The sequence below is a fragment of the Luteibacter sp. 1214 genome, from assembly GCF_031455395.1.
Lineage (GTDB): Bacteria > Pseudomonadota > Gammaproteobacteria > Xanthomonadales > Rhodanobacteraceae > Luteibacter > Luteibacter mycovicinus.
The window spans coordinates 201,169-227,086 of the sequence record NZ_JAVDSQ010000006.1; the positions used below are offsets into that span (position 1 = coordinate 201,169).

Here is a 25,918-nt window from a genome sequence, read left to right on the forward strand (position 1 = left end):
GCATCAGAACGCTATCGCGGCACCCAGGCGTACACCGAAGGAGGAGTCGCCCCGGCCGCCGATCCTGACTTGCCGGTTGATGTCGCCGGAAAGCGTGATGGCCCGGCGAAATGCCAACGTGGTACCCGCTGCCACCTGCAGCGCCCGGCCGCCATGTCCCGTTGCGAAGCGGACGCCCGACAAGGCCAGCGCCGCACCGGTATCCCGTGTCGCTTCGATACGACCGTCAAGAAACGCGGACCACGCACTCACCCGCTGCCCCTGCAACGGAAAGAGACGCGTAGCTCGCGCTCCGACACGCGCCGTCATGCGTTCCGGACGCCCAGGCTGCAGGATGATGCCGTCGCGGTCGGTGGCCTTGCCGAAGCGAAGACGCTGCCAGAGCAACGATATTCCCGGCTCGATGACGACGTTCCGCGGGGCCGTCCAGCGGAAACCCGCGGACAACGACGCATCGCTGCTGTTCACCCGCAACCGGGCGAGCGTCTCACCGCGTCGCGGCGTTCGCACGGCGACCCGGTAGTGCGTAAAAGCATAGGCCGCGCCGATACGCCATCCGTCATCGCCGCTGAACGTGTGGGTGATCGCCAGGCCGCGACCCTGCGCACGGGCGTCGCTCGCGCCGTCTACGGCACGAGGGGTGACCTGCGTGCTTCCGAGACTCGCGGACACACCCGAACGCATATGCCACGTCCCGGCATCGAAAGACGCGAGATCGCCACCTACCTGCAGGCCGCGGTCGCGACGGATGCTGTCGAAGCCAAAGCGCGTGAAACCGAGCGAATTGCGATAGCTGGCGCTCCCGCCGAAGCTGCGTGCGCGGAAAGTCGACCCGCCGTCGTTGGCGGAGGCGTCGGGTCCCGCGGCATCGATGGAAGTCCGGCCGTAGCCGAACAAGGCCCCGGCGAGCACCAGGTAGGATGGCACCTGCGGCGCCAGCGCATCGCGGGCAGGCATGGCCGGCGACGTCGGATCCGCCGTGCGGCCGAGCGCGTCACGCCAACGCCCCTGCGAATCGATCTTCGTGCTCTGCAGGCGGTAGTCCCAGAAGCCGGATCCGTTTTCCGCGACGAGTCGCTGCGATGCGTCCGACTCGCCGGGACCGTATGCGTTCAGACCGTAACGCCATGGTCCCGCAACCACGTAGTCGCCGACGAGACGGAACGATGTATCGCTGGCCGAACCGTTGACCTGCACGAGACTGATACCGCCAGAGCTACCGGGTGCGGTGCCGGCACCGCCGCCCTCCGCCGCCGCGACCTCGAGTCGTGTCGTTCCGTCGACGTCGCCGTCGACCAGTAGCCGGTCCGTACCCTGCCGCGAGAGGGTACCGCCGGCATCCAGGCGCGTACGCAGACGGATGGCGGCGTCGCCGCCCTGGCTGTCGAGGTGGCTCACGCGTAGCGTCGAAAAAGCGCCCGTGCCCTCCGGGAAAGACACGCGGGCGGCACCTGCGAGCGTCAGCCGTCCGAGGACGCTGCCCCCTGTCAGGGACCAATGGCCGTCATCGATGGTCAGAGCGCTGACACCCTGTGCACGCCCCAGCCACCGGGATCGCGCAAGAGTGACATCCAGCGATCCCGTGCCTGCCCGATGCAGATCGCCGCGCGGTTCGCTGTCCTCGGCGTTGAGCACGAGCGAAGCGTCGCCGCTGACGATGTCGCCCACCGAGCGTGAGCCCGCCAGCAGATCGACCTGCAACGTGCCTGCGCCGGGAACGCGCGTGGTGATCGCACCTCCGTTGCCATTCAACTCCGCCGCGGTGAGGATCGCGCGCCCCGAGGTACCGGAAAGCGCCCAGGCGTGTTCACCCTCGGCAACGATATGGCTGCGCGATGTGCTGAATCCCGAGGCCTCACCATCGATTACGACGGCACCGACATTCGCATGTCGGGCAATGACCGAGCTGTCGCTCAGGCTGATCCGCGCGCCGTCGCGAACGGCGATGGCTTGCGCGCGACCCGGCGCGGATGCGGCACCCCGGTGTTCTATGTCGGCAAGCCCGACGACGGCGGCGTCCGTGCCCTGTGCGACCAGCGCCGTGCTATCCGGTCCGTCGATACTCAGGTGCGCGCGGTTCATCAGGATCGCCGCACCTGACCGCGCGGTGATGCCGATGCTGTTCGCGCCGAGCGTAGTGAGCTGCACCCCGGCGAACACGGCACGCGAGGCGCCCTGCACCTGCACGCCCACCGACCGGTCACCGCGGGTGATGAGCGATCCGGCGGACATCGACGCCTGGCTGCCGTCGAACGCCAGCACGCCGTAGGCATAGCCTGCCGGATTGCCGCTCGTGCGGTTCTCGATCGAAACGTCCGTGGCGTCGAACGAGCCGCGCGACTCCACGGTGACGACACGCCCGGTCGCCAGGCCGCTTACCGAGATGCGGTCCCCGGGCTCGAGCGTGAGTGCCGTGCCTTTCTCGACGAGGATGCCGTAAGGAAACTCGGTAGCCGACGCGGACGCGGCAAAAACACCGCACAAGGCAGCCGCTACTGCGCGGCGCCGGTAACAATGGACGACCATGAAGACTTCCTCGCTCTCGTAGGGAGGAAGTCAACTTATTCAGCAGGTGGATGCCTGTATGTCGGGAGCGCGCGCGACGAAAGTAAGTGTTAGTCGTCGCCGCGTCGCCACTCGCCGCGTTTCGGTTTACCGGCGGGGCGCGGACCCGCCTTGCGCTTCAGGCGTGCTTCGAGGGTCGCCGCCTGCTCTTCGCGCTCGTCGTGCAGCTTGAGAAAATTGCGCCAGCGTTGCGGCGACAGCTCGCCGGAAGCGAGCGCGGCCTGGATCGCGCAACCCGGTTCGTTGCTGTGTCCGCAGTCGGCAAAGCGGCACTGCGCGGAAAGCGCTTCGATGTCGGCGAACAGGTCGAGGTTTTCCTCGCCGGTCAGCTTCAGTTCGCGCATGCCGGGCGTATCGATCAGGCAACCGCCGCTGGGCAGGCTGAGCAGCGCACGGTGCGTCGTGGTGTGCCGGCCGCGGCTGTCGTGCGAGCGTACCGCGCCGGTGGCCATGCGTTCTTCGCCCAGCAAGGTGTTGGTGAGCGTCGACTTGCCCGCTCCCGACGAGCCGACGAGGACCGCGCTGGAGCCCGGCCCGAGGTAGGACGCAAGCAAGGCCACCGTCGCGGGATCCTTCGCGTTGATCGCATGCACCGCCGCTTCGGCGGGCAGGCGCGCGGCGAGAGCGGCGACCGCTCCCTCGACGTCCACGTCGGTATCCGCCTTGCTGAGCAGGACGACCGGACGCGCCCCGGAACCCTCGACCAGGGTCAGGTAGCGCTCGATGCGCGACGGGTTGAAGTCGCCGTCGAGGCCGGTGATGACGAGAACGTAGTCGATGTTGGTCGCGATGATCTGCCGCTCGTATCGCTCGCCCGCGGCGGCACGGGTCAGGACGGAACGGCGCGGCAGCACCTCCTCGATCACCGGGTGGCTGGCGTGGTCGAGGAAGACGAAGTCGCCGACCGCCGGGCGAAGCGACGGGTCCAGCCCCCTTTTCAGAAACTGGCCGGCAGGCTGCGCGTTGAAGGCCGAGGAGCCGTCATGCAGCTCGTAACCGGCGCGATGCTGGGCCACGACGCGGGCAAGGCGGCGGGAATCGTCGGGCAAGGCGGGGTCGCGCCAGCCGATATGGCGCAGGCGCGCCAGGTCCGGGGTGTCGGTCATGGGCGGGATTATGCCCGCTTATCGCCCGAAATCCGCCTCGCGACGCCGCCGCGACGCTGTTAGGATCGGGTGACGACGGCGGGAAACGGCCCGCCGTACTTACCGGAACTCGTCAGAAGTGTCCTCGATCAAGCCCAGCGCGCACCTGGCGGAAGTGCGCTACGAAATCCGCGGCGCCCTCACCCGGCGCGCCCGCGACATGGAAGCGGCCGGCCAGCCGATCATCAAACTGAACATCGGTAACCCGGGCCGCTATGGTTTTTCCACGCCCCCGCACCTGCGCGAAGCCATCGGCGCCCATCTGACCGACAGCGAGGCCTACGGGCACGAGCAGGGTCTGGAGGAAGCCCGCGAGGCCATCGTGGCCCAGCAGAAAGCGCGTGGTTCGTTCGGCGTGGACGTGGAGCGCGTGTTCATCGGCAACGGCGTCAGCGAACTCATCGACATCTCCCTGCGCGCACTCCTGCAGCCGGGCGACGAGGTGCTCCTGCCCAGCCCGGATTACCCGCTGTGGAGCGCCGCCACGATCCTCAACGACGGCAGCCCCCGCTACTACCGCTGCCTGGCCGAGAACGCGCACCTGCCCGATCCGGAAGAGATCGAGGCCCTGATCGGACCGCGCACGCGCGCCCTGGTCCTGATCAATCCGAACAATCCCACCGGCGCCGTGTATCCCGGGGCCTTGCTCGAGCGCATCGTCGACGTCGCCCGCCGCCATGGCCTGCTGTTGCTGTGCGACGAGATCTACGACGAAATCCTCTACGACGACACGCCCTTCCAGCCACTGGCGGCCGTGGCCGGCGATCACCCCTGCGTCAGCTTCGGCGGTCTGTCGAAAGTGCACCGTGCCTGCGGCTACCGGGTCGGCTGGATGAGCCTGTCAGGCGACCCGAAGCGCACCGCGGAATACCGCGACGCATTGCAGTTGCTGGCCGCGCTACGCCTTTGTGCGAACGTCACCGCGCAGTGGGCCGTGCGTCCCGCGCTGCTCGACAAGCCGACCATCGGTGAACTCACCGCGCCGGGCGGCCGCCTGCACCGCGCGCGTCAGGTGGTGCTCGACAGCGTCGCCGCCAGCCCGTTCCTGGATGTCGTGGCACCGGGCGGAGCGATCTACGCGTTTCCGCAGATCCGCGCCGACGCCATCGCGCATTTCGACGACACGGCGTTCGCGCTGCGCCTTCTCGAACAGGAAAGCGTGCTGGTCGTGCCCGGCACCAGCTTCAATCTTTCCGCCAGCCGGCACCTGCGTCTCACGCTGCTGCCCGAGCCGACGCAGTTGCAGGAGGTGTTCGTGCGGATGAACCGCGTGCTGGAGCGGATGGCCGAGGAAGCCGCACCGGTCGCGAGCGCGGTCGCCTGAGCCGTGGCGGAAGCGAGCTTCCTCGCCCTCGGCGATTCGTACACGATCGGCGAGGGCGTGCCCGAAGAAGGTTGCTGGCCGGTGCAACTGGTTGCCCGGCTGCGCGAGCATGGTGTGGCCGTGGCTGCGCCAAAAATCGTCGCCACTACCGGCTGGACGACGGACGAGCTGTCGTCGGCGATGGATGTCGCCGGACTGCACGGCAAGTACGGGCTGGTGACCCTGCTGATCGGGGTCAACAACCAGTACCGCGGGCGCTCATCGGTCGAATATCGCGAGCAGTTTCTTGCTCTGCTCGAACGCGCGGGCAAGCTCGCCGGCGACTCGCGCCGCGTGGTGGTCGTGTCGATTCCCGACTGGGGCGTGACGGCGTTTGCCGAGGGACGGGATCGCGCGGCGATCGGGCGTGAGATCGATGCGTTCAATGCCATTGCGCATGACGAAACGCATCGGGCGCACGCACGCTGGGTGGATGTGACGACCGCGTCGCGCGAGGCCGGCGCGAAGCCGGACATGCTCGTGGATGATGGCCTTCATCCTTCCGCCAGGCAGTACGGGATGTGGGTGGAGCGGATTTTTCCGCAGGCGCTCGCGGCCGTTCGCGAACTGCCAGGCTGATCGTCGCCAGGCCACTGCCAACCGACCGCCGCAACCCGGAGGCAAACTGCCCGCCGCGATGCATGCCCCGGATGCCCACCCGCAACACACCTGCAACATCCACGCCATGCCCCGGTTACGTCCCGCCCCGAGACTGATCTCCCGGGACAACCCCGGAAATCGCCGCCATGGCCAAGTTCACGTGTCGCGCCGCCTTCATTTCCGACGTGCACCTCGGTACGCCGGACTGCAAGGCTGCCTATCTTCTCGATTTCCTGAAGAGCCTCGACTGCGAGCGCCTCTACCTCGTCGGCGACATCGTCGACCTGGAAGCGTTGGCCAAACGCCACTGGTGGCACCCGGATCACAGCGCGGTGATCGCCGAGCTGATCGCGATGGCGGCACGAGGCATCCAGGTGACCTACCTTCCTGGCAACCACGACTACCAGATGCGCGGCCTCGCCGGCTCGACCATCGCCGGGATCCGGGTGGAACTGGATGCGGTGCACGAGGGCGCGGATGGCCGCCGCTACCGCGTCAGCCATGGCGACGAGTACGACCCCGAGCACATCGGTCGCAAGTGGATCAACTGGCTGGGCGACACCCTGCACCGCTTCATCTGCTGGGCCAACCGCCGCGTGCATGCGGTGCGCAAGCGTCTCGAACTGCCGTACATGCCGCTGTCGATCATCCTCAAGTCACACGTCGGTGCCGCACTGGCCTATATCCGCGACTACGAACAACGCGTCGCCACCGATGCCCGCGAGCGCGGATTCGACGGGCATATCTGCGGGCACATCCACTTCGGCCACATCCGTCCGCTGGAAGGCGTGCTCTACATGAACGACGGCGACTGGGTCGAGCACTGCACCGCCCTGGTTGAGGACTTCAGCGGCGCGATGGAGCTGATTCACTGGACCGAGCGCCGCACGCCGCTGGGTCGCGCCAGCCGTGAGACGGTACTGCCCTCGCCCGAGGCCGTTCTGGGGTTCGCTCCGCTCGCCGATTGCCGGGCCAATCTGGCGGAGTTGCGGGCGGAAACGTCACTAGCAGGTTGAAAGTCACGAGAACGGGCCCATGTGCGAGGGATGCCGGTAAAATGGCCCCTTTCCTATCCGCGGTGACCCCATGGCCCTCGATACACCCACTCGCGAGCGCATCGAATCCCTCCTTTCCGAGCACGAGGTCGTGCTGTTCATGAAGGGAACGCGCCAGCAGCCGATGTGCGGTTTCTCCGCCGCGGCGACCAACACGCTCAACGACATCATCCCGACCTACCACACCGTCAACGTGCTGGAAGACCCGGAAATCCGCGAGGGCATCAAGGAGTACGGCCAGTGGCCGACGATCCCGCAGCTCTACGTCAAGGGTGAGCTGGTCGGCGGTTCGGACATCATCCGTCAGATGTACACCAGCGGCGAGCTGTACACGCTGTTCGGCGCCAGCGCGCCGGACCGTACCCCGCCGGAAATCACCATTACCGACAAGGCCGCCGAAGCCATTCGTGGCGGCATGGCCAATGCCCAGGGCCAAGCCCTGCATCTGGAAATCGGCCCGGACCACAGCGCCGGCTTCCAGCTGGCTCCGGCCGGCGACCACGACATCGTCGTCGTCGCCAGCGGTATCGAAGTGCACTTCGATCCGGGCAGCGCCCAGCGGGCCAAGGGCATCGTGATCGACTGGGTCAGCACCGTCCAAGGCGAAGGCCTCAGCCTCAAGTTCCCGGGTGCGGTCGAGATCACGTCGATCACCGTGCATCAGCTGAAGGACAAGCTCGCCGCGGGCGAGGTCATCCTCGTCGACGTGCGCCCGGCGCACGGTCGCGCCATGGCGGCCCCGCTGGCCGGCGCGCGCATTCTGGAAGACGAGGGCTACGAAGCCTTCGCCGCTCTGCCCAAGGACACGGCCATCGCCTTCATCTGCCACCACGGCATTTCCAGCCAGGCGGCGGCCGAGCGTCTGGCGGCGCACGGCTTCACCCACCTGTTCAATGTGGAAGGCGGCATGGATGCATGGGCTCGCGAGATCGACCCGACGGTTCCGCGTTACTGATCGCGTTCGACAGCGAAGAAAAAGGCGCCCCTCTCGCGAGGGGCGCCTTTTTCTTTAGGTACCCGCCGCAGCGAGCTTTTTACACGCGCTGCGAGCGGGCTTTTTCCCCGGATGCGTCGCCTCAGAAGGCGACGCGCACACCGGCAGTCACACCGTATGCCGTCCGGCCCGAACCCTGTTCGGCGGTGAGGCCGCCGTAGAGGTAGGTGTTGCGGGCAAGGCGCATCGTACCGTTCGCGTTGAACTGCACGAAACCGCGACCCGCATCCGGTGCCTTGGTTTCGAACTGTTCGCCGGCGAGCTGGGCGCGTACCGTCGGATCGAGCAGCTTGCCCGAATCCACGCCGCCGGCGACACCGACGCGCCAGGTCAGCTCGGAGGCGAGCGGATCGTTCGCGTTCGAGCCGGCGGTCACGCCCACCAGGGCACGGGTGCCGGTCACGGACAGCTTGTCCAGCGACAGCGCCGCCGGCGACGTGCCCGTCTCGTTCACCGCATCACGTTCCACCTTCTGCCAGATCACACCGGCATACGGCTCGATGCGCAGGCCACCGGCATTCATCGGAAGGCGCGCCGTGAGGCTGGCCATCGTGTCATGACCATCCGTGCGCGTCTCGAGCGAACCATTGCCGAACGGATCCATGCGACGGCTCGACCAGTCGTCCGAACCGTAGGACACGACACCGTCGACGATGACGGCACCGGCCTTCTGCTGGGCGTAGATCAGGCCGGCGTTGCCGCGGATGGTGCCCTGGCCGCCGGTGGCGATGATGTTGCTCTCGCCATGCGACGCGCCCACACCGATGACCGTGGTGTCGTTCGTGAAGACGTCTACGCCCGCGGTGACGTGGCTGGTGCTGGCGTTGTAGCCGGAGCCCTGGTTGTCGGCGACAAAGCGCTGGCCGTCCTGGGTCACGTTTGCCCAGACCTTGTTGGCCGGATTGGTCGTGTCGGTGCCCAGGTGATCGAAGGCATCGCGGTTGAGCGCCAGACCCATGCCGCGTGCTGCGGCCGCCTGGTCGGCGTGCACTTCGCCGGCCATCGCCTTGACGGTGTCGGCGATGCGACCGGTATCGAGCGCACCGATGGCGTTGACGACAGCGGTATAGGCCGCGCCGTTGCCGGCGATCTGCGCATCCACCGCGCGGTCCAGCGCACCGGCCAGCGCCAGCGTATTGCGCGTGGTACCCGTGCCGAGGAACTCGCTGTACGCCTTCGGCACGACGCGCAGGTCGATGCTGTTGCTGTTGGCGAGGTTGTAGAAGGCCAGGAAGCGCGTGTTCGCGGGCAGGCCGACGCTCGGCTGGTCGAGGCTGCTGAAGCGTCCGACGATACCGCCTTCGGCGGTGACGATACGGTAGGTATCGCCCAGCGTCGGCGTGAAGGTATTGCTCGCGTCACCGGTGATGCCGCGGAGCAGCGGTGCCAGCGTGCCATTGGCGATGAACTGATGACCCGCGCCTACCACGAGCAAACGGGAGTAGTTGCCTGCGCCCGTGCCGGTTCCCTTGCCATCGATGTCAGCTTCGAAGGTGCTGCCCGCATTCATCGTCACCGTACCGTTGACGGTCAGCGTACCCGGCGAGTTACCCGGTGCCAGGCGGCCTGTCACGTTGACGGGACCGTTGATGACACCGACGCCACGCAGCGTGCCGATCGCGTCGACATTGACGAAGCTGCTGTTGAGCGTGCCGTTCGCGCGGAGGGTACCGTTCTGCACGCAGGTACCCTGGTCGAGCGACGCCTTGCCGGTGAGGCTCAGTGCACCGGCGCCGCTCTTGATGAAGCAACCCGAGGCGCCACTGGTGTTGATGTCGCCCGACAGCACGGTGGTGGTGCCGGCGGAGACATTCACGCCTGAGTTGCCGCTGACCAGGACCGTCTGACCCGTACCGAGGGTCGCATAGGTCTGCAGCGTGCCACCTTGCAGGATGATGTCGCCGGTGCCGAGCGACGAACCGCTGTCGATGCGGATGGTGCCGCCGTTGACCAGTGTGCCGCCCGTGAAGCTGTTGTTGCCGCTGACGATCAGCGTGCCGCCACCGAGCTTGGTCAGCGTGCCGTTGCCCGAGATGCTGCCCGTCTGGCTGAGCGTGGCCCCGGTGTCCGTGGTGATCGAGCCGCCGCCGTTGTCGATGACGATGTTGCGCGCGGTAGTGATGCTCGAGGTCACCGTCAGGTTGCCGCCGTTGAGCGTGACGGCATTGGCGGCATCACCCAGGTTGGCATCGCTGGCGATGCTCAGCGTGCCGCCGTTGATCACGGTTCCGCCGGTGTAGGTGTTGTTGCCCGAGAGCACCAGCGTGCCTTCGTTGACGGTCGTGCCGCCGGTATGCGAGGCGACGCCGGTGATCGAGAGCGTACCTTCGCCGTTCTTGACCAGTCCGCCGTTGCCGACAACTGCGCCCGCGGCGGTGAACGAGGTGCCGGCGTCGCTGACGACGGTGGCATTGCCGGCGAGGTTGAGCGTGCGCTGGGTGACGATGTTACCGGTGGTGTGCAGCGAGCCGCCGTTGAAGGTCAGGCCGGATGTCGATGCGCCGAGGTTGGTGTCGGACGCGATCTGCAGCGTGCCGGCGTCGATCGTGGTCGCACCCGTGTACGTGTTGTCGCCGCTGAGAATCAGGGTGCCGTCGCCCTTCTTCGTGACGCCACCGTTGCCGGAAACCGTACCCGATGTCGCGAAGCTCGCACCGGCATCCGTCGCGATGACCGCGTCGGCGTTCACCGTGACGGCGCGCGCACCGCTTACGTCGCCGGTGGCGTGCAGCGTGCCGCCGTTGAAGACCAGGGCGTCCGACGTATTGCCGAGGTTCGCGTCGCTGCCGACCTGCAGCGTGCCGCCGTTGAGCGTGGTGCCGCCGGTGTAGCTGTTGTTGCCCGTCAGAACCAGCGTACCGTCGTTGATCGTGGTACCGCCGGTGTGCGACGCCGTGCCATCGATCTCGAGCGTGCCGCTGCCGTTCTTCACCAGACCGCCGTTGCCGCCGACGTTGCCCGTCGTGGCAAACGTGGCGCCCTGGTCGATGGCGAACGCACCGCCGTTCACCGTGACGTTGCGGGCCGAAGCGACATCGCCCGTCGCCTGCAGCGTGCCGCCGGCGAGCGTGATGGCGCCGGTTGCGGCACCGAGCGCCGCGTCGTTACCGATCCGCACCGTGCCGCCGTTCACGGAGGTACCGCCGGTGTACGTGTTGGCGCCGCCGAGGACCAGGGTACCCGTGCCGGATGCCACCAGACCGCCCTGGCCCTGCACCGTGCCGTTGAGCGCTACCGTCTTTCCGCCGTCGACGACGAGGTCGGCATCGGAACCGGCGGTCGTATCGACCGTGCGCGCCGTCGTGGTATCGCCGGTCACGTGCAACTGGCCGCCCTGGAAGACGACATGGTTGGCGGCGTCACCGAGGTTGGCGTCGCTGGCGATCTGAAGCGTGCCGTCGTTGAGGGTGTTGGCACCCTCGTAGGTGTTGTTGCCCGACAGGACCAGCGTACCGTCGTTGACCGTCACGCCACCGACCTGGCTGAGCGTGCCGGACATCGCGAGCGTGCCTTCGCCATTCTTGATCAAGGCTCCGGCACCGTTGACGGTACCCGAGGTGCTGAAGGTGGTTCCTGCGTCGACATCGACGCCGCCCGCACCGCCCGTTGTGACGTCGCGCGTGCTGGTGATGTCGGCGGTCGAGTGCAGGGTGCCGCCGAACAGGCCGATGGCGCCGCCCGCTGCGCCGAGATTGGCGTCGGAAGAGATCTGCAGGACGCCACCGTTAATCGCGGTGCCGCCGGTGTAGGTATTCGTTCCGGCAAGCACGATCGTGCCCGCGCCCTGCGTGTTCAATGTACCGCTGCCGGACACAACGCCCGTCGATGTGAGCGTGGTGCCCGTGCTGGCACCGAGGCTGCTACCCGCGCTGCCGACCGTCACGTCGCGCGCCGTGGCGAAGCTTCCGGTCGCGATCAGCGCGCCGCCGTCGAGATCGACCTGGTTCGCGGACGCGCCGAGGTTGTTATCGCGAGACACGAGGACGGTCGCACCGGTGTTGATGGTCGTGTCGCCGGTATAGGTATTGGTGCCGCCCAGGGAAAGCACGCCACCGTTCGCGGTCACGCCACCGGCCTGCGAGGCGACGCCGTCGACGATCAGGGTGCCGCCGCCGTTCTTGATCAGGCCACCGGTACCGCTGACGCTGCCGGTCGAGGTCAGCTGCTGACCGCCGTCCACCGCGATGGCGCCACCGGCCACGTGGATGTCGCGTGCCGTGCTACCCGTGCCGGTCGCTTCGAGCGTACCGCCGTTGAGGGTCAGGCTGCCCGCCGCGTCGCCGAGGTTGGCGTCGCTGGCAAAAGCGAGCGTGCCGTCGTTGACCGTGGTACCACCGCTGTAGGTGTTGCTGCCAGTCAGGACCTGCGTGTTGCTGCCATTCTTGATCAGGCCGCCGGTACCGGAAAGCACGCCGCCGTACGTGGTGGACGCGCCGTTGCCGCTGAGGGTCAGGGTCGTGCCTTCGAGATCGATACCGCCGTCGCCAGCAAGGCCTGCGACCGTCTGCGTGGCGTTGTTCATCGTTACGGCGGAGCCGGTGTCGACGTTCAGTATGCCGGTGCCGAGGTTCCCGCTGCTGGCGACGATCAGGTCGCCCCCGGCGACATGGGTGCCGCCGGTGTAGGTATTCGTGCCGGACAGCGTGAGCGTGCCCGTGCCCGTCTTGGTCAGCGAACCGGTGCCCGAGATGCTGTTCGAGACATCGGTATCGTAGGTCTGCAGGTCGAACGTGCCGCCATTGGCGCCAAGCGTGACGTTGCGTCCGCTGTTCAGGTCGAAGTCCGCGCCCCACTGCAGGCTGCCGCCATTGAACTTGAGGTCGTTGCTTGTATCGCCCAGGGCCGCATCGGACAGCACGTTGATCGCGCCACCGTTGAGGTCGATCTCGCCGACGGACGTGTTGTCGCCGCGCAGGTTGAGCGTGCCTTCGCCCTGCTTGATGAGCGCGCCGCGGCCATCCATCTCGCCGGTGAGCGTGAGGTTGTGACCGTTGGTGTCGAACGTGCCGTTATTGTTCGTGATGCTGACCATCTGGGTCATGGTGCCGTCGGCGGTGTTCTTCACCATGCCGCCGTCCATGATCAACGGATCGATCGCATACGTCTGGTCGACGACCTGGCCGGCCACCACGTGCGGTGCCGTGCTGAGGTCGGCATTGATGATCGTGATCGTGCTCGACAGGATCACGTTGTCGATCGGTGCCCAGACCTGGGTCGGGTTGGCGATGGGGATATAGGTGAAGGTGTAGGTACCGTGCACTAGGTTATTGAAGGTCACGCCCTGCCAGTTCGCGATCACCCGATTTGGCGTGCCGATGAGCTTGGTGCCGTCCGAGAAGAAGTTCGTGTCGCCGTCGACCAGGCCGGCGGGCTTGGTGCCGGTCAGGATGTTGAACGAGACGGTTTGGTCGAAGCCGGCCGTGGAGGTGAGGTGGAGCGAACCTTCCGTGTACGTCGCTTCGTCGGACTGATGGTACGTGCCGTAATAGAACGACAGCGAGTTGTTGCCCGAATTCGCGTAGCCGATGGACGTCGTGTGCGCGAAGGCGCCAGTCGTCCCGGCCAGGGCGAGAAGCACACCAGCCGCCAGACGGCCCCTGGTGGTGGCGATCGCGGAGCCGCCGCCGCCGGTGGAGCGTGCGCCCTTGGCGCGCGAACGGCAAAGTTCAGAGGCGACCACGAACTGATTAAGTGCGCGATTCCATACGATGCGAAAAACTCTGTTCAAAACGGCGATCTCCTGAATTTTGGGTGCGACAGGCCGTCACGGTTCCGTGGAACTGCGCTAGGTAAAGACGGCTGGATGCCAATGCGGCGGCTTCCCCTGTACGGAGAAGGATCAGAGCAAAGTGTGTGCCAACACCAATGAGATGCAATTTCGGCAAGACGTGAAGAAAATGTGGCGACACATAACAGAAATGAGAACCTGTGCACAGATTCCATGTGTGACGACGTGTAGTGCCTCATCGCGGCACGATCTGTCGCGCTGCGTCACCCATCCGGCCAGCCACGCGGCATGCGCAGGCTCGCCCCGCCAGACCGGGCGGACCCGATCGATGCAGACTCGGTGATTACCGGAGCGATCTACCTTTAGTGGACGCCGGGTGTCGTCGACAGTGGCGTCAGCGCGTCGCCACGAGCGCGAGCACCGTCGCCGCTTCCACCATCTCCACCATCGCGCCGGCGGTATCGCCGGTGAAGCCGCCAAGGCGAACCACGCACGCGCGCCGCCAGCAGGCGCCGACGACGAGGCCGACGCCGATTGCGATGGCGCCCCGCGCGCCGAAGCAGGCGGCAACGGCCACCGCGATGAAGAATGACGCCCGGCAGCCGGTGGCCGAAGCGCCGCGCAAGGCATCGCCCATCCCGCCCTTGCGAACATACGGCGTGGTGAGAAACAGGCCGACCAGCGCCGCGCGCCCCAGCAGGGGCGGCAGCACCAGTAACAAGGGATCGGCCAGCGAGGCCAGCGCCGAGAATTTGAGCAACAGGACGAGCGCCAGAGCGACGATGGCCGCCGGCCCGCTGCGCGGATCCTTCATGATCGTCAGGGTGCGTTCGCGATCGCCCATCCCGCCGATCCACGCGTCGGCGCTGTCGGCAAGGCCGTCCAGATGCAGGGCACCGGTGAGCGCGACCCAGAGCAGAAGCACGAGGGCGGCTCCCGGTAGCGTCGCCCATCGCTGCGCCACGAGGGCCAGCGCACTGAGCGCCAGACCGATCACCAGTCCGACAAAGGGGTACCACTTCAGCGAAGCGGCCTGTTCGCGCTCGTCCATCGCCACGCGGGGCATCGGGATGCGCGTGAGGAAGGCGAACGCGGTCACGAGTCCGCGCACTACGGTGTCCAGGCGATGCGGTGCAGCGACGCGTGTGGAACGTCGATGCCCGCCATGTCACCGAAGCAGCGATCTTCAGCCACGCAACGCAGCAGGCGAATCGCACCGCCGTGGGTCACGACGAGCACGCGCGCATCGCTCGCCTCTACCGCGATGTCGTCGAGCGCCGCCGACAGTCGCTCGCGAAAGGCGTCGAATGTTTCCGCGCCCGGGGGCGGATGCATCACGGGGTCGGCCCAGAAGCGGCCGAGCGCATCGCCGTCCGTCTCCGCGATCGTCTCGACAGGCACGCCCTGCCAGTCGCCGAAGTGATATTCCACAAGCCGCGTATCGATGCGCAGCGGCAGACCGCGCCTTTCGGCCAGTTCGGTCGCGAAACGCGAGCAGCGCGCCATCGACGAGCAGACGATGCGGTCCCACTCATGGCCCAGCACCGCGTCGCGGAGTTGTTGCCAGCCCAGTTCGGTCAGGGGATCGTCAAGCTGCCCGCGATAGCTTCGCTGACCGGTGTCGCCATGGCGCAGCAGATCGATGCTCATGCCTCGGACACTCCGGCCTCGGCGAAGGTCGCCATCGAACCGTGCAGGGTGCAGGCCAGACGCAGCAGCGGGACGGCCAACGCGGCGCCACTGGCTTCGCCCAGCCGCAGCTGCAGGTCGAGCAACGGCTCGCCACCCAGCGCGGCGAGCACGCGCGCGTGGCCGCGCTCCTGTGAGCGATGCGCAAACATCAGCCATGGGCGTACATCGGGGCGCAACGCGACGGCGGCCAGCGCGGCCACGGAGGTGATGAAGCCATCGACGAGCACCGGCATGCCATGCTGAGCCGCGGCGACGAAGGCGCCGGTCAAGGCGGCGATTTCGAAACCGCCCAGACAGCGCAGGCATTCGAGCGGCGTGATGGCTGCCGCGTTGGCACGCAGCGCGCGCTCGATCGTCGCGGCCTTGCGCGCGATGCCCGCCTGGTCGAGTCCGGTGCCGGCGCCCACGAGCACATCGGGCGATTCACCCAGCAAGGCGCAGGCAAGCGCGCTGGCGACGGCCGTATTGCCGATACCCATGTCACCGCCGATGAAGACCTGCGCGTCGGCGGCGACCGCGCGCTCGACACTACGTACGCCGGTGATCAGCGCCGCGTCGAGCTGGTCATCCGTCATGGCCGGCCCCTCGGCGATATTCGCGGTCGACGGCGCGATGATTTCACGGCGTACGCCGGCGACGTCGCCCGGATCGTTGACCGTGCCGAGGCTGACGACATCGAGGGTGGCGTTGAGCGCCCTCGCCAGCACGGATATCGCGGCGCCGCCGAGCGCGAAGTTACGCAGCATCTCGCCGGTGACCACCTGCGGGAACGCGGAGACACCTTCGACCGCCACGCCATGGTCACCGGCGAACACCGCGATCCAGACCACGTCGACGCGAGGACGCTCACGCCCCTGCAGCGCGGCGAGTTGTACGGCGAGCGATTCCAGTCTACCCAACGAGCCAGGCGGCTTGGTCAGCGTCGCCTGGCGCAAGGTCGCCGCCTCGGCTGCGGCGGCATCGGGGACCCGTGCGGGTGTGGCGAGCCAGTGCTTCATGGCAGGGTTCCTTTCAAAGCGAGGGGCAGGCCGGCGGCGGTAAACAACACGCGATCGCAGCGCTGTGCCAGTGACTGGTGAAGCCGACCGGCTTCGTCGACAAACCGGCGGCTCAGCGCGCCCATGGGAGTGACACCCAGACCGACTTCATTGCTCACAAACAGAATGTCGCCCGGCAACGTCGCCACCGTGGCCAGCAGCGCCTCGTGCTCACTGCCGAAATGACGACCGTCGTCGATGCCCAGCAGATTGGACAGCCACAAGGTGAGGCAATCGACGAGTACGCAGCGATGCTCCGCCGCGTGCTCCCGAAGGACGCGGGCGAGCATCAGCGGCTCTTCCACGGAGGTCCACGACGCGGGCCGCCGTGCGCGGTGATGCGCGATGCGTTCGGCCATCTCCAGGTCGAGCGCCTGCGCGGTGGCCACGTACACCACCTCGCGGCCGGACGCGCTGGCCAATCTCTCCGCCAGCGCACTTTTGCCGGAGCGGGCTCCGCCCAGAATCAGGGTCTGCATGCATCGAGTCCAAAAAGTCGGGTGAGTACCGCCGTATTCATGTGCGCGTCTATCGTGTCGGCCAGACGGTCGATCGTCGCCTCGCGTAACGCGCCGAGGTCGAAGGGCGCCGGCTCATCGAGGCCCGCGTGTCCCAGCCATGCGCGCAACGCATCCGGGTGATCGAACAGCCCGTGCAGGTAGGTACCGATGACGCGTCCATCGTCGGAGCGCGCGCCGTCGTCGCGCCCGTCGTCCAGCACGACGGCGGGACGCTTCATCCCCGCGCCGGTGCTTACACCGCAGTGAATCTCGTAACCGGTGACCATGGCATCGCCGTCCCCCACCCGACCGCTGACGATGCGCAGCTGTTTGGCGGGCGCCAGTGTCGTTTCGAGGTCGAGCAGGCCCAGCCCGCTGCTGGAACCCGCGGCCCCTTCGACGCCGAGCGGGTCGTGTACCGCGTGGCCGAGCATCTGCATGCCGCCGCAGATGCCGATGACGTGGCCGCCGTAACGGACGTGCCGGAGGATGGCCTGGTCCCAGCCCTGAGACCGCAGCCATGCCAGATCCGCGCGGGTGGACTTCGATCCGGGCAGGACGATCAGGTCGCATGCCGGAAAGCTCTCGCCCGGACCGACGAAGACACATGCCACATCGGGATGCAGGCGCAGCGCGTCCAGATCGGTGTGATTGCTGATCCGTGGAAGCGCGGGCACGGCCACACGCAGGCGCGCGTGCTCGCGACGCACCCGGTCCCGCGGCAAGGCGTCTTCGGCTTCCAGCACCATGCCGTGAAGATAGGGCAGGACGCCCAGTACCGGCTTGCCTGTTTCACGCTCCAGCCAGTCGAGACCAGGCTGGAGCAGCGCGATATCGCCGCGAAAACGATTGATGACGAAGCCCGCCACCCGGTTACGTTCGCTCTCCGACAGCAAAGCCAGCGTACCGACGAGATGGGCGAAGACGCCGCCACGGTCGATGTCGGCCACCAGAATGACAGGACAGTCGACCGCCTCGGCGTACCCCATATTGGCGATATCGCGATCGCGCAGGTTGATCTCGGCGGGGCTCCCGGCACCTTCGACGACGATCGCCGCATAGGCGTCGGCGAGTCGCGCATGCGATGCGAGCACCGCGTCCATCGCGACACGTTTGTACGCGTGGTAGCCGACGGCGTCCATGTTGCCGACGGGGTGTCCGTGGACGATCACCTGCGCACCGGTGTCGCTGTTCGGCTTGAGCAGGACGGGGTTGAAATCGGTATGCGGCATGACGCCCGCCGCCTGCGCCTGCACCGCCTGTGCGCGACCGATCTCGCCCCCATCGACCGTGACGGCGGAGTTCAAAGCCATGTTCTGCGGCTTGAACGGCGCGACCGCGACACCGCGGCGGCGCAGCCAGCGGCACAGCGCGGCGACGACGGTGCTCTTGCCCGCGTCGGACGTGCAACCCTGCACCATGAGTACGCGCGCGCTCAAGCCAGCACCTCGGCCAGTGCCACATCCAGGCGCTCGAAACCGACCTCGTCGCCTGGCAGGCCGAAACGCAGCGCCGGCGGATCGTCGAAGCGGCGGGTGAGGATGGCACGCGTCGCGAGGGCGTCGTGAAGACGAGCGGCGTCGGGATGGCGACAATACTGAAAGAGATCGCAGCCACCATCGGGACGCAGTCCGTGCTCCGTCAGCAACGCAACCAGCCGCGCACTGTCTTCGCGCACCCGCGCGCGCATCGTGATCTGCCAGTCGACGTCGGTCAGCGCCGCCTTCACGACGTGGCGCGTCGGCCCGCTCAGCGTCCACGGCCCCAGACATTCACGCAGTGCCTCCAGCAGGCCCGGCGACGACGCGACAAACCCCGCGCGCACGCCGGCGAGGCCGAAGAACTTACCCACCGAGCGCAAGACGATCAGACCGTCGCATGCCGCTGCGCACAGCGTGCCGTCCGGTCGCGTGTCGATGAACGCCTCGTCGACGATCAACCAGCCACCGCGCGACGCGAGCGATGCGTGCAACGCGAGCAGCGCCTCGCGACGGAACCGGTCGCCGCCAGGGTTGTTGGGATGAATGAGCACGATCACGTCAAAGTCGGCGGCGCGTTCGAACAATGCATCCGCCGGACACTCGCGGACGTCGTGACCGTGTTGCCGCCACGCATGCGCATGCTCGTTGTAGCCCGGCGAGATCACGCCCACACGCGAGCGTGACCGCATGCGCGGCAACGCCATGATCGCCGCCTGCGAGCCGGGAACGGCCAGAAGATGCGGCGCCGCGTAGTAGGCGCGGGCCACGTGCATGAGCCCGTCGTCGTCCTCGGGCAACCGGTGCCATGCCTCGGCCGGTACGGCAGGCACGGGATAGGCATACGGGCTGATACCCGTCGACAGATCGAGCCAGTGCTCGCGTGGGATGCCGTGCTGTGTCACCGCACGAGCCAGACGTCCACCGTGCTCAAGCATGAGCGGCTACTCCAGCCACGAGTGCGAGACCGATCCAGATCGCTACGCCCCGATCGACGAGACGCAGGGCGCGTCGTATCGAGGTGGCGTCGGGCGCATCCCCGGTACCGAGGACAGGACGGTCTTCCCACTGACCGTGGTATGGCGCGGGCCCACCCAGTCGGACGTTGAGTGCACCCGCACCGGCGGCCATCACCGGGCCGGCGTTGGGGCTGTCCCACAACGGTGCCTGCGTCGCCCAGCAACGACGTGCCGTCGTGAATTCGCCCGCCAGTGCATATGTCAGCGCGGTGAGCCTTGCGGGGATGAACCCGAGCACGTCGTCGATACGCGCCGCCGCCCAGCCGAAGCGCAGGTAGCGCGGCGTCCGGTAGCCCCACATCGCATCCAGCGTATTCGCCAGACGGAACAACAGCACGCCCGGCGCGCCCAGCAACAGAAACCAGAACAGCGCACCGAAGACGGCGTCGTGGCCGTTCTCGAGGACGGATTCCGTCGCGGCGGCGGCCACACGCGAGGCATCCAGGGCCTCCGTATCGCGGCTGACCATTCGACCGACCGCCTGCCGCGCCGCACCGATATCGGCCGCGCTCAGCGCATCGGCGACGGGCGACGCGTGCTCCGCGAGGCTGCGCCGACCCACGGCGAGATACAGCACCACCGTATCGATGACAAACCCGGGCGCGGCGGGCATCCCGTATCGGATCAGCGCGAGCAGTCCGACCAGCGGAAGCACCGCCAGGCACCAGGCCAGGACGCCCCGGGGGCGGCGACCGGCATAAAGCTGTCGCTCGATCCATTGAGCGAGATGGCCGAAGCCGACCAGCGGATGCGCGCGTCGTGGCTCGCCCCACCATGCATCGAGCAGCAGCGCCGCGAGCATCGCGAAGGCGGTGGTCACAGCAGGAAAAGACGCAGCGCGGCGTCGATATTCGATGGGAAATAAAAGTGCACGAAGCTGGCGGTCATGCGCCCACGGCGGTAGACCGCCTCGGCGGTGGGCCCGCCATTCGGGTTGCTCGCCACCGCCAGAGCCGTGGCGGCGATCGTCGCCGTCGCATAGTGAAACGAATGACCGCGCAGGATCCCTTCGGGCAGGTCCACCGACTGCATGCCGAGCGCCGCCATGCGCGGCTGCATCGTCGCGTCTCCGGCGATCAGCCCCGCCATGCCGGCTGCATGGCCATGCGTGTCGGTAAGCCGGTCGAGGGCATAGAGCAGACCGCCGCACTCCGCCAGCAGGGGGCGTCCGGCATCGACATGCGCGTGCAGATCGCGGCGCAGATCGTCACGGCTCGCCAGCGTGTCGAGGTGCAATTCAGGGTAGCCTCCCGGAAGCCAGATCGCATCGCATGGGGGCAAGGCGTCGCCCGCCAGCGGACTGAAGAAGATCAGCTCCGCGCCGGCGTCACGCAGCACGTCGAGATTGGCCGGGTACACGAAAGCGAATGCTTCGTCGCAGGCGATGGCGATGCGGCGGCCGTCCAGCCGCCGCGTGGAATGTCGGTCGACCGGTGGCTGGAAAACGACCGGGGGTGGCAGCTGGCCCACCGCCTCGGCGGGCAACGCGTCGGCCAGCGCATCCAGCCGCGCGTCGAGATCCGCCAGCTCCGCGGCGGACACGAGGCCGAGATGCCGCTCCGGCAGACCCATGGCCGCATCGCGCGGGAGCGCGCCGTACCAGGTAAGCGCAGGCGGCAAACTCTCGCGCAGCAAGGTGGCGTGATACGCGCTGCCAACACGGTTGGCGATCACGCCGTGCACGATGAGCCCGTCGCGATAACTGGCCAGTCCATGCGCCAGCGCACCGAACGTCTGCGCCATGGCACTGCCATCGATCACGGCGAGAACGGGCAAACCGAACCGCTGGGCCAGATCCGCGCTCGACGGGCGCCCGTCGAACAGCCCCATCACGCCCTCGATGAGGATCAGGTCCGCCTCCTCCGCCGCGGCATGGAGTCGCGCGCGAACGTCGTCTTCGCCACCCATCCAGGTGTCGAGCTGGTAAACCGGAGCGCCGGCTGCGCGCTGGAGGATCATCGGGTCGAGAAAATCGGGTCCGGTCTTGAAGACGCGGACCCGGCGGCCGGCACGCGCATGCGCACGCGCCAGCGCCGCCGTCACACTGGTCTTGCCCTGCCCCGACGCAGGTGCCGAGACCAGCAGCGCGGGACACGAACGGCTCACAGTTCCACGCCCTTCTGCGCGCGGATACCCGCCTGATAGGCGTGTTTCACCACGCGCATCTCGGTCACGGTATCCGCCAGTTCGACGAGCGCATCCGGCGCGCCACGGCCCGTGATCACCACATGCTGTCGTTCGGGCCGCGCCCGGCAGGCGTCGAGCACGCGATCGAGCGGGATGTATTGCTTCACCAGCGCGATGTTCAGCTCGTCGAGCAGGATGAAATCGTATGCCGGGTCGGCGAGCATGCGCTCGGCGACATCCCACGCGGCCATGGCCGCCGCGATGTCGCGCGCCTTGTCCTGTGTCTCCCACGTATAGCCTTCGCCCATCACGTGGTAATCGAGCGCACCGTCTTCGTACATGCGGAAGAATGCCTCCTCGCCGGTGGAAAAACTGCCCTTGATGAACTGGACGACGCCACAACGAAAGCCATGGCCGAGCGACCGCGCCAGCATACCGAATCCGGACGAGCTCTTTCCCTTGCCGTTGCCGGTGTTGACCACGAGCACGCCGCGATCGATGGTCGCTTTCGCGATACGCCGGTCGATCAGCTCCTTCTTCCGGCGCATGCGGTCGCGATGACGAGCCTCCTCGTCCATTTCACTCCATGGCGTGGTGTCGCCGCTCATGCGTGAGTGGTACGGGCGTCCCGTGCCCGCGGTGCGAAGCGCCAGACCGCCGCCTGGACCACCTGAGCCACCAGCACATACGCCGCGGCGGCACGCACGAAGAGCGGCGCCCATTGCATGAAGCGCTGGACGTACTGGGTCATGTTGGTATCGGTGTAACGGCCACCCAGCCAGTAGAACGCACCATTGGATATGGCGTACGAGACCGTGGCGCAGACCAGCAATGCCGCGAATACCATCGCATGCGATGCCAGTGAACCGTCGAAACGCGGTGCCACCAGGCGGCCGCCGTACCAGAGCACGGCGTACGCCAGCGGCATGAACGAATAGGCCACCGTGATGCAGAAGTCGCTCACGCCCGCGTAGCTGATCGAAACCCAGTCGATCAGCACCGCCAGGACGACGAAGGCCACGAAGGCCAGGTGCTTTCGCAGGTAGATACCCCCGAGGAAGAACAACGCCATCGACGCGTCGGGAAGATGGAGTACATCGCCGAAGTGATGAAAACGCGTGGCGATCATGATCAGCGCGAACCATGCCGACATGGCGACAAACAACGGACGTGACAGGGGTTTCATCGGGGCGTACCTCGTACGGGGGGACGGATTACGAGCGGGGCTGGTAGCGGAACGTGAGCATGTAGTTGCGACCCAGCTGATTGAAGTAACGCGCGGTCTCGTAGTGGCGATCGAAGACATTCTTGCCGGCCAGCTCCACCGACCACGCCGGCGCGAAGGCGTACGCGATGCGCAGATCGGTCAGCGCGTAGCCACCCAGTCGGTGCAGGTTGGTCGAGTCGTCATAGCGATAGCCCGAGGCGAACACACTGGCACCGACGCTCAGCGCGCCGAACGAGCGGTCGACGTCGATATTCGCGGTGCGGCGGGCACGTCGTGGCAACAGGTTGCCCTTGCTGTCGTCGTCGCTATCGTCTTCCGGCTGCAGCCACGTCGCGTTACCCGAGAGGTGCCAGTCGGCGACGGTGGTGTCGGCTGCCAGCTCCACGCCACGGATCCGTGCGCGGTCGATATTGTTCGCGCCACCAAACGGGAACAGCGGACCGGTCAGGCTCGAGTCGAAGACGATCAGGTTGTCGATGTGATTCTGGAAGGCATTGATCGACCAGTTACCCCACGTGGGCGTACCGCGCAGCCCCAGCTCCCAGTTGCGGGAAGTTTCCGGGCGGAGGTCCGGATTGCCGTAGTCGGGGTAGTACAGGTCGTTGAACGTCGGTGCCTTGAACGCGGTGCCGTAGCTGCCGGTGACACGCAGGTCCTTCGTCAGCATGTAGCCGTACTGCAGGCTGCCGGTGGTCTTGCCGCCGAACTGGCTGTTCTCGTCACGGCGCAGACTGGCCTGGATCGAGCTGTCGCCGAATGCCTGCAACCACTGGCCGAAAATCGCGTGGTTGCGACGCGCATCGACGAAGTAGTCGGTGCTGCCGACGACGCGATCGCGCTGCCAGTCGTAACCGAGCGTGGTCTGGCCTGCGTCCCCACCGACATGACCGAGGTCCGCCTGCGCCGAGGCGACGTCGCGATGCGTGTTGAACGTATCGGCGTAGACGCCGTTCTCGTGGTCGGTCGAGAAGTCACCGCTGCGACCGAGGTTGAGGGTGAACTTCACGTCCTTCGACGGTGTATAGCGCAGACGGCCGCCAACGACCTGCGTCGACGAGTCGGCGAAGTTGCTGCTGGTGCCGTCGTAATGGTTGGCGCCTTCGGTGCGCATGGCATTGACGTCGGCGTCCCACTGCTCGTCGAAGCGCCATCCGCCCTTCAGCGACAGCGCATTGTTGCGGTAACCGTCCTTGTCCGGCTCGTAGGTGTAGCAACCGCCGCCGCCCGGGCTGGGGCGGCCGCGGCATGCGTTGATGCCGTCGGTCTGGTCGTGGTTCGCTTCCACCGCGTACCAGCCGTTCGAGCCGCGTCCGCTGAAGCCGGCCGAGCCGCGCAAGGTGTCGTAGCTGCCGCCACCGATGGAGAAGTTCGGCACGAAGCTGCCTTCCGGGCGACGGGTAAAGATCTGGATGACGCCACCCAGCGCGTCCGAGCCATAGAGGCTGGAAAACGGGCCACGGACGATTTCGATGCGCTCGATCTGGTCGACCGGAATATCCTGGAAGGCCGCCGTACCGGAGGTCGCTGAACCCACCTTCACGCCATCGATCAGCACGAGGACGTGGTCGGACTCGGTGCCGCGCATGAAGACGGAGGTCGACTTGCCCGGGCCGCCGTTATTGGCGATGGACACACCGGGCGTCGCACGCAGCAGGTCGGCCAGCGAGCGCGGCTGCAGCCGCTCGATCCCGGCACGGTCGATCACCGTGGAGGCGGACAGCACCTGCGCCTGGGTCTGCTCGGTCCGGCTCGCGGTGACCACCACCTTGTCGAGGTCGGTGGAGGTGTCATCGGCGAAGGCCGCGGCGGGAACGAGGCATGCCATCGCGATGGCGACCGCGAGGGTGGAAATACGAAGCGACACGTGGTGACTCCTGCACTACCGCGCCCATCCGCGCGGCATGAATGGCGAGAGACAGGGAGACGGTAGCGGGGAGCGCCGATGGCGGAAGGCCGGCCGGCCACCCACGACATGGCCCTCCGCCTGTCCGGTGTTACCTCGAAGGCCGGTCTCCGGGCTTGCGAGCGCAGGGAGAATCCCTGCCGGTCGGCGCCTTCCCATGCCTTTCGGGGCACAGTGGCTTCATGCAGACCTTTGGCTCGCCTACCGTTGCGGGGGCAGCTCCGGAATGACGCGGACCTCGTGGATCGCGCGGGTCACCGGATTCCCGTTTCAATCCCCGGCTGCGACGCCGGGAATCACCTTGGGCGGCGGTAGTGTATCCGAAGCATGAACGCGGCGGTCGCGCCAGCGCAGGAACGGGCGCTCGACACCATAGTGAAGCAGCGCACCGCCAGCCAGGGTCGCGGACGCATAGATGGCGAAACGGACGAAGCGATGACCGGCCAGACCGTCACCGAGCAGCCCCTCCGTCAGATGAAAAACGCCTTTGTGGCAGAGATAGAGGCTGTACGAAGCGGCGGCCAGCCATCCGGCACCGGGCACCCGCAGCCTTGCGAAGACGGTCGGGCCGCTGAAGGCGGCGACGAAGCCACCCATCGCCAGCGACAGCAGGGGGTAGCCGATGACGCAGGGCCAGAACAGGGGGCGTGCACCGTCGAAAAGGACCAGACAGACGCCAAGGAGAACGGTGGCGGCGCCGAGCACCCAGCCCGCGCGCGCATGGATCCATGCCATCCACTGCGGGCGATACACCCCGCACGCCGCCAGGGCGACACCGGCGACGAGCCCATCCAGGCGCGACCACGTGGGGTAATAGAGGTAACGGAGATAGAGCAGGCCCGCACTGATGTCCGTATCACGAGCCGGTCCCAGCAAATCGGACCACAGCCACGCCCGCAACAGGAGGCCGCCGGCGACCACCGCGACGCATACGGTGATGAACTTCCACAGAGCGGGTTTGCGCGTCAGCGCGAAGGCCAGCAAGGGAAAGACGAGATAGAAGTGTTCTTCCACGCATAGCGACCACACGTGGGAGAACGCATAGTTGTCGCCGTTGTCGAACAACAGGTTGAAGGTAAACGTCGGAAATTGCCACAACGGCTGCATACCCGGCGTTTCTCGCCATGCCGGCCATAACGCATACATCGCCAGCACGACGATGAACGCAGGAAATATCCGTACGAAACGGCGCCGGTAGAAGCCAGGGAAATCGAGTCTTCCGGTGGTCTTCAGGGACTTCAGCACCTGCGTGCCGATGAGGTAGCCGCTCAGCACGAAGAACAGGTCGACGCCCATCCACCCCGACCATTCCAGCTTGCTGAAGCCCTCGCCGAGGCCGCCGACCAGATAACTGTGAAACAACATCACCCAGGCGATGGCGATCGCGCGCAGCGTGTCGAGGCCGGGAGTGCGGTTCATGCGTGGGATCCCCTGGGTGTCACGTCAATGTGCGGGCGCGTCCGGGCGGATGCACGGCGCGTTTA

The 25,918-nt window shown here is 67.0% G+C and carries 18 protein-coding genes, 1 pseudogene and 1 riboswitch; of the genes and pseudogenes, 4 read left to right on the forward strand and 15 right to left on the reverse strand.

Features of this window, described 5'->3' with window-relative positions:
* Positions 1–3: 3 nt before the first annotated feature.
* Entirely contained in the window at positions 4–2,526 is a 2,523-nt protein-coding gene (locus J2X57_RS14950; RefSeq protein ID WP_309868307.1) for a pertactin-like passenger domain-containing protein, read from the reverse strand.
* A gap of 89 nt (positions 2,527–2,615) precedes the next feature.
* The gene (gene rsgA / locus J2X57_RS14955; protein ID WP_036116442.1) at positions 2,616–3,671 is read right to left on the reverse strand and encodes a ribosome small subunit-dependent GTPase A; all 1,056 of its coding nucleotides are present in this window, start codon (positions 3,669–3,671) and stop codon (positions 2,616–2,618) included.
* A gap of 118 nt (positions 3,672–3,789) precedes the next feature.
* On the opposite strand from rsgA, the gene J2X57_RS14960 reads away from it, so the two are divergent.
* The 4 genes from J2X57_RS14960 (at position 3,790) to grxD (ending at position 7,683) form a co-directional block, all read left to right on the forward strand.
* Positions 3,790–5,034 (forward strand): aminotransferase class I/II-fold pyridoxal phosphate-dependent enzyme, encoded by a 1,245-nt coding sequence (locus J2X57_RS14960; protein ID WP_036116445.1) that lies wholly within the window; start codon positions 3,790–3,792, stop codon positions 5,032–5,034.
* A 3-nt stretch (positions 5,035–5,037) separates the two neighbouring features.
* The gene (locus tag J2X57_RS14965; protein WP_309868312.1) at positions 5,038–5,652 is read left to right on the forward strand and encodes an SGNH/GDSL hydrolase family protein; all 615 of its coding nucleotides are present in this window, start codon (positions 5,038–5,040) and stop codon (positions 5,650–5,652) included.
* Between the two features lie 167 nt (positions 5,653–5,819).
* Complete coding sequence (locus J2X57_RS14970) at positions 5,820–6,689, forward strand: UDP-2,3-diacylglucosamine diphosphatase (RefSeq protein WP_079520686.1); 870 nt, start codon at positions 5,820–5,822, stop codon at positions 6,687–6,689.
* Between the two features lie 70 nt (positions 6,690–6,759).
* Positions 6,760–7,683, forward strand: coding sequence for a Grx4 family monothiol glutaredoxin (gene grxD / locus J2X57_RS14975; protein ID WP_036116451.1), 924 nt, complete (start codon positions 6,760–6,762; stop codon positions 7,681–7,683).
* A 121-nt stretch (positions 7,684–7,804) separates the two neighbouring features.
* Here the strand turns inward: grxD and J2X57_RS14980 are convergent, their stop codons facing one another.
* From J2X57_RS14980 to J2X57_RS15040, 13 genes and pseudogenes are all read right to left on the reverse strand, one after another.
* Complete coding sequence (locus tag J2X57_RS14980) at positions 7,805–13,450, reverse strand: autotransporter-associated beta strand repeat-containing protein (RefSeq protein ID WP_309868323.1); 5,646 nt, start codon at positions 13,448–13,450, stop codon at positions 7,805–7,807.
* A 394-nt stretch (positions 13,451–13,844) separates the two neighbouring features.
* Complete coding sequence (locus J2X57_RS14985) at positions 13,845–14,561, reverse strand: adenosylcobinamide-GDP ribazoletransferase (protein ID WP_309868325.1); 717 nt, start codon at positions 14,559–14,561, stop codon at positions 13,845–13,847.
* On the reverse strand, positions 14,561–15,100 hold the full coding sequence (locus J2X57_RS14990; RefSeq protein WP_309868327.1) for a histidine phosphatase family protein: 540 nt from the start codon (positions 15,098–15,100) through the stop codon (positions 14,561–14,563). The genes J2X57_RS14985 and J2X57_RS14990 overlap by 1 nt, the downstream gene beginning before the upstream one ends.
* Positions 15,097–16,140 (reverse strand): nicotinate-nucleotide--dimethylbenzimidazole phosphoribosyltransferase, encoded by a 1,044-nt coding sequence (gene cobT / locus J2X57_RS14995; protein WP_309868329.1) that lies wholly within the window; start codon positions 16,138–16,140, stop codon positions 15,097–15,099. The genes J2X57_RS14990 and cobT overlap by 4 nt, the downstream gene beginning before the upstream one ends.
* Positions 16,137–16,658 (reverse strand): bifunctional adenosylcobinamide kinase/adenosylcobinamide-phosphate guanylyltransferase, encoded by a 522-nt coding sequence (gene cobU, locus J2X57_RS15000; protein ID WP_079520691.1) that lies wholly within the window; start codon positions 16,656–16,658, stop codon positions 16,137–16,139. Before cobU ends, cobT begins: the two co-directional genes overlap by 4 nt.
* Positions 16,646–18,118: a cobyric acid synthase gene (locus J2X57_RS15005; protein WP_309868331.1), complete on the reverse strand. Its 1,473-nt coding sequence runs from the start codon at positions 18,116–18,118 to the stop codon at positions 16,646–16,648. Before J2X57_RS15005 ends, cobU begins: the two co-directional genes overlap by 13 nt.
* A complete protein-coding gene (gene cobD, locus J2X57_RS15010) occupies positions 18,115–19,095 on the reverse strand; it encodes a threonine-phosphate decarboxylase CobD (RefSeq protein ID WP_309868333.1) in 981 nt (326 codons plus the stop codon). Before cobD ends, J2X57_RS15005 begins: the two co-directional genes overlap by 4 nt.
* Positions 19,088–19,978, reverse strand: a complete 891-nt coding sequence (gene cbiB / locus J2X57_RS15015) for an adenosylcobinamide-phosphate synthase CbiB (RefSeq protein ID WP_309868448.1) — start codon at positions 19,976–19,978, stop codon at positions 19,088–19,090. Before cbiB ends, cobD begins: the two co-directional genes overlap by 8 nt.
* Positions 19,979–19,992: 14 nt before the next feature.
* Positions 19,993–21,282, reverse strand: a complete 1,290-nt coding sequence (locus J2X57_RS15020) for a cobyrinate a,c-diamide synthase (RefSeq protein ID WP_309868335.1) — start codon at positions 21,280–21,282, stop codon at positions 19,993–19,995.
* Positions 21,279–21,881, reverse strand: coding sequence for a cob(I)yrinic acid a,c-diamide adenosyltransferase (gene cobO / locus J2X57_RS15025; RefSeq protein WP_343218462.1), 603 nt, complete (start codon positions 21,879–21,881; stop codon positions 21,279–21,281). The genes J2X57_RS15020 and cobO overlap by 4 nt, the downstream gene beginning before the upstream one ends.
* Before the next feature lie 26 nt (positions 21,882–21,907).
* Positions 21,908–22,489 carry a hypothetical protein gene (locus tag J2X57_RS15030; RefSeq protein ID WP_090354870.1) on the reverse strand — a complete coding sequence of 194 codons (582 nt, stop codon included), beginning with the start codon at positions 22,487–22,489 and terminating at the stop codon, positions 21,908–21,910.
* Positions 22,490–22,517: 28 nt separating this feature from the next.
* Positions 22,518–24,395 carry a TonB-dependent vitamin B12 receptor gene (gene btuB / locus J2X57_RS15035; RefSeq protein WP_309868341.1) on the reverse strand — a complete coding sequence of 626 codons (1,878 nt, stop codon included), beginning with the start codon at positions 24,393–24,395 and terminating at the stop codon, positions 22,518–22,520.
* A 122-nt stretch (positions 24,396–24,517) separates the two neighbouring features.
* A riboswitch (cobalamin riboswitch) is annotated at positions 24,518–24,753 on the reverse strand.
* Positions 24,754–24,776: 23 nt separating this feature from the next.
* Positions 24,777–25,853: pseudogene (locus J2X57_RS15040) on the reverse strand (acyltransferase); the annotation flags it as partial.
* Positions 25,854–25,918: the final 65 nt, after the last annotated feature.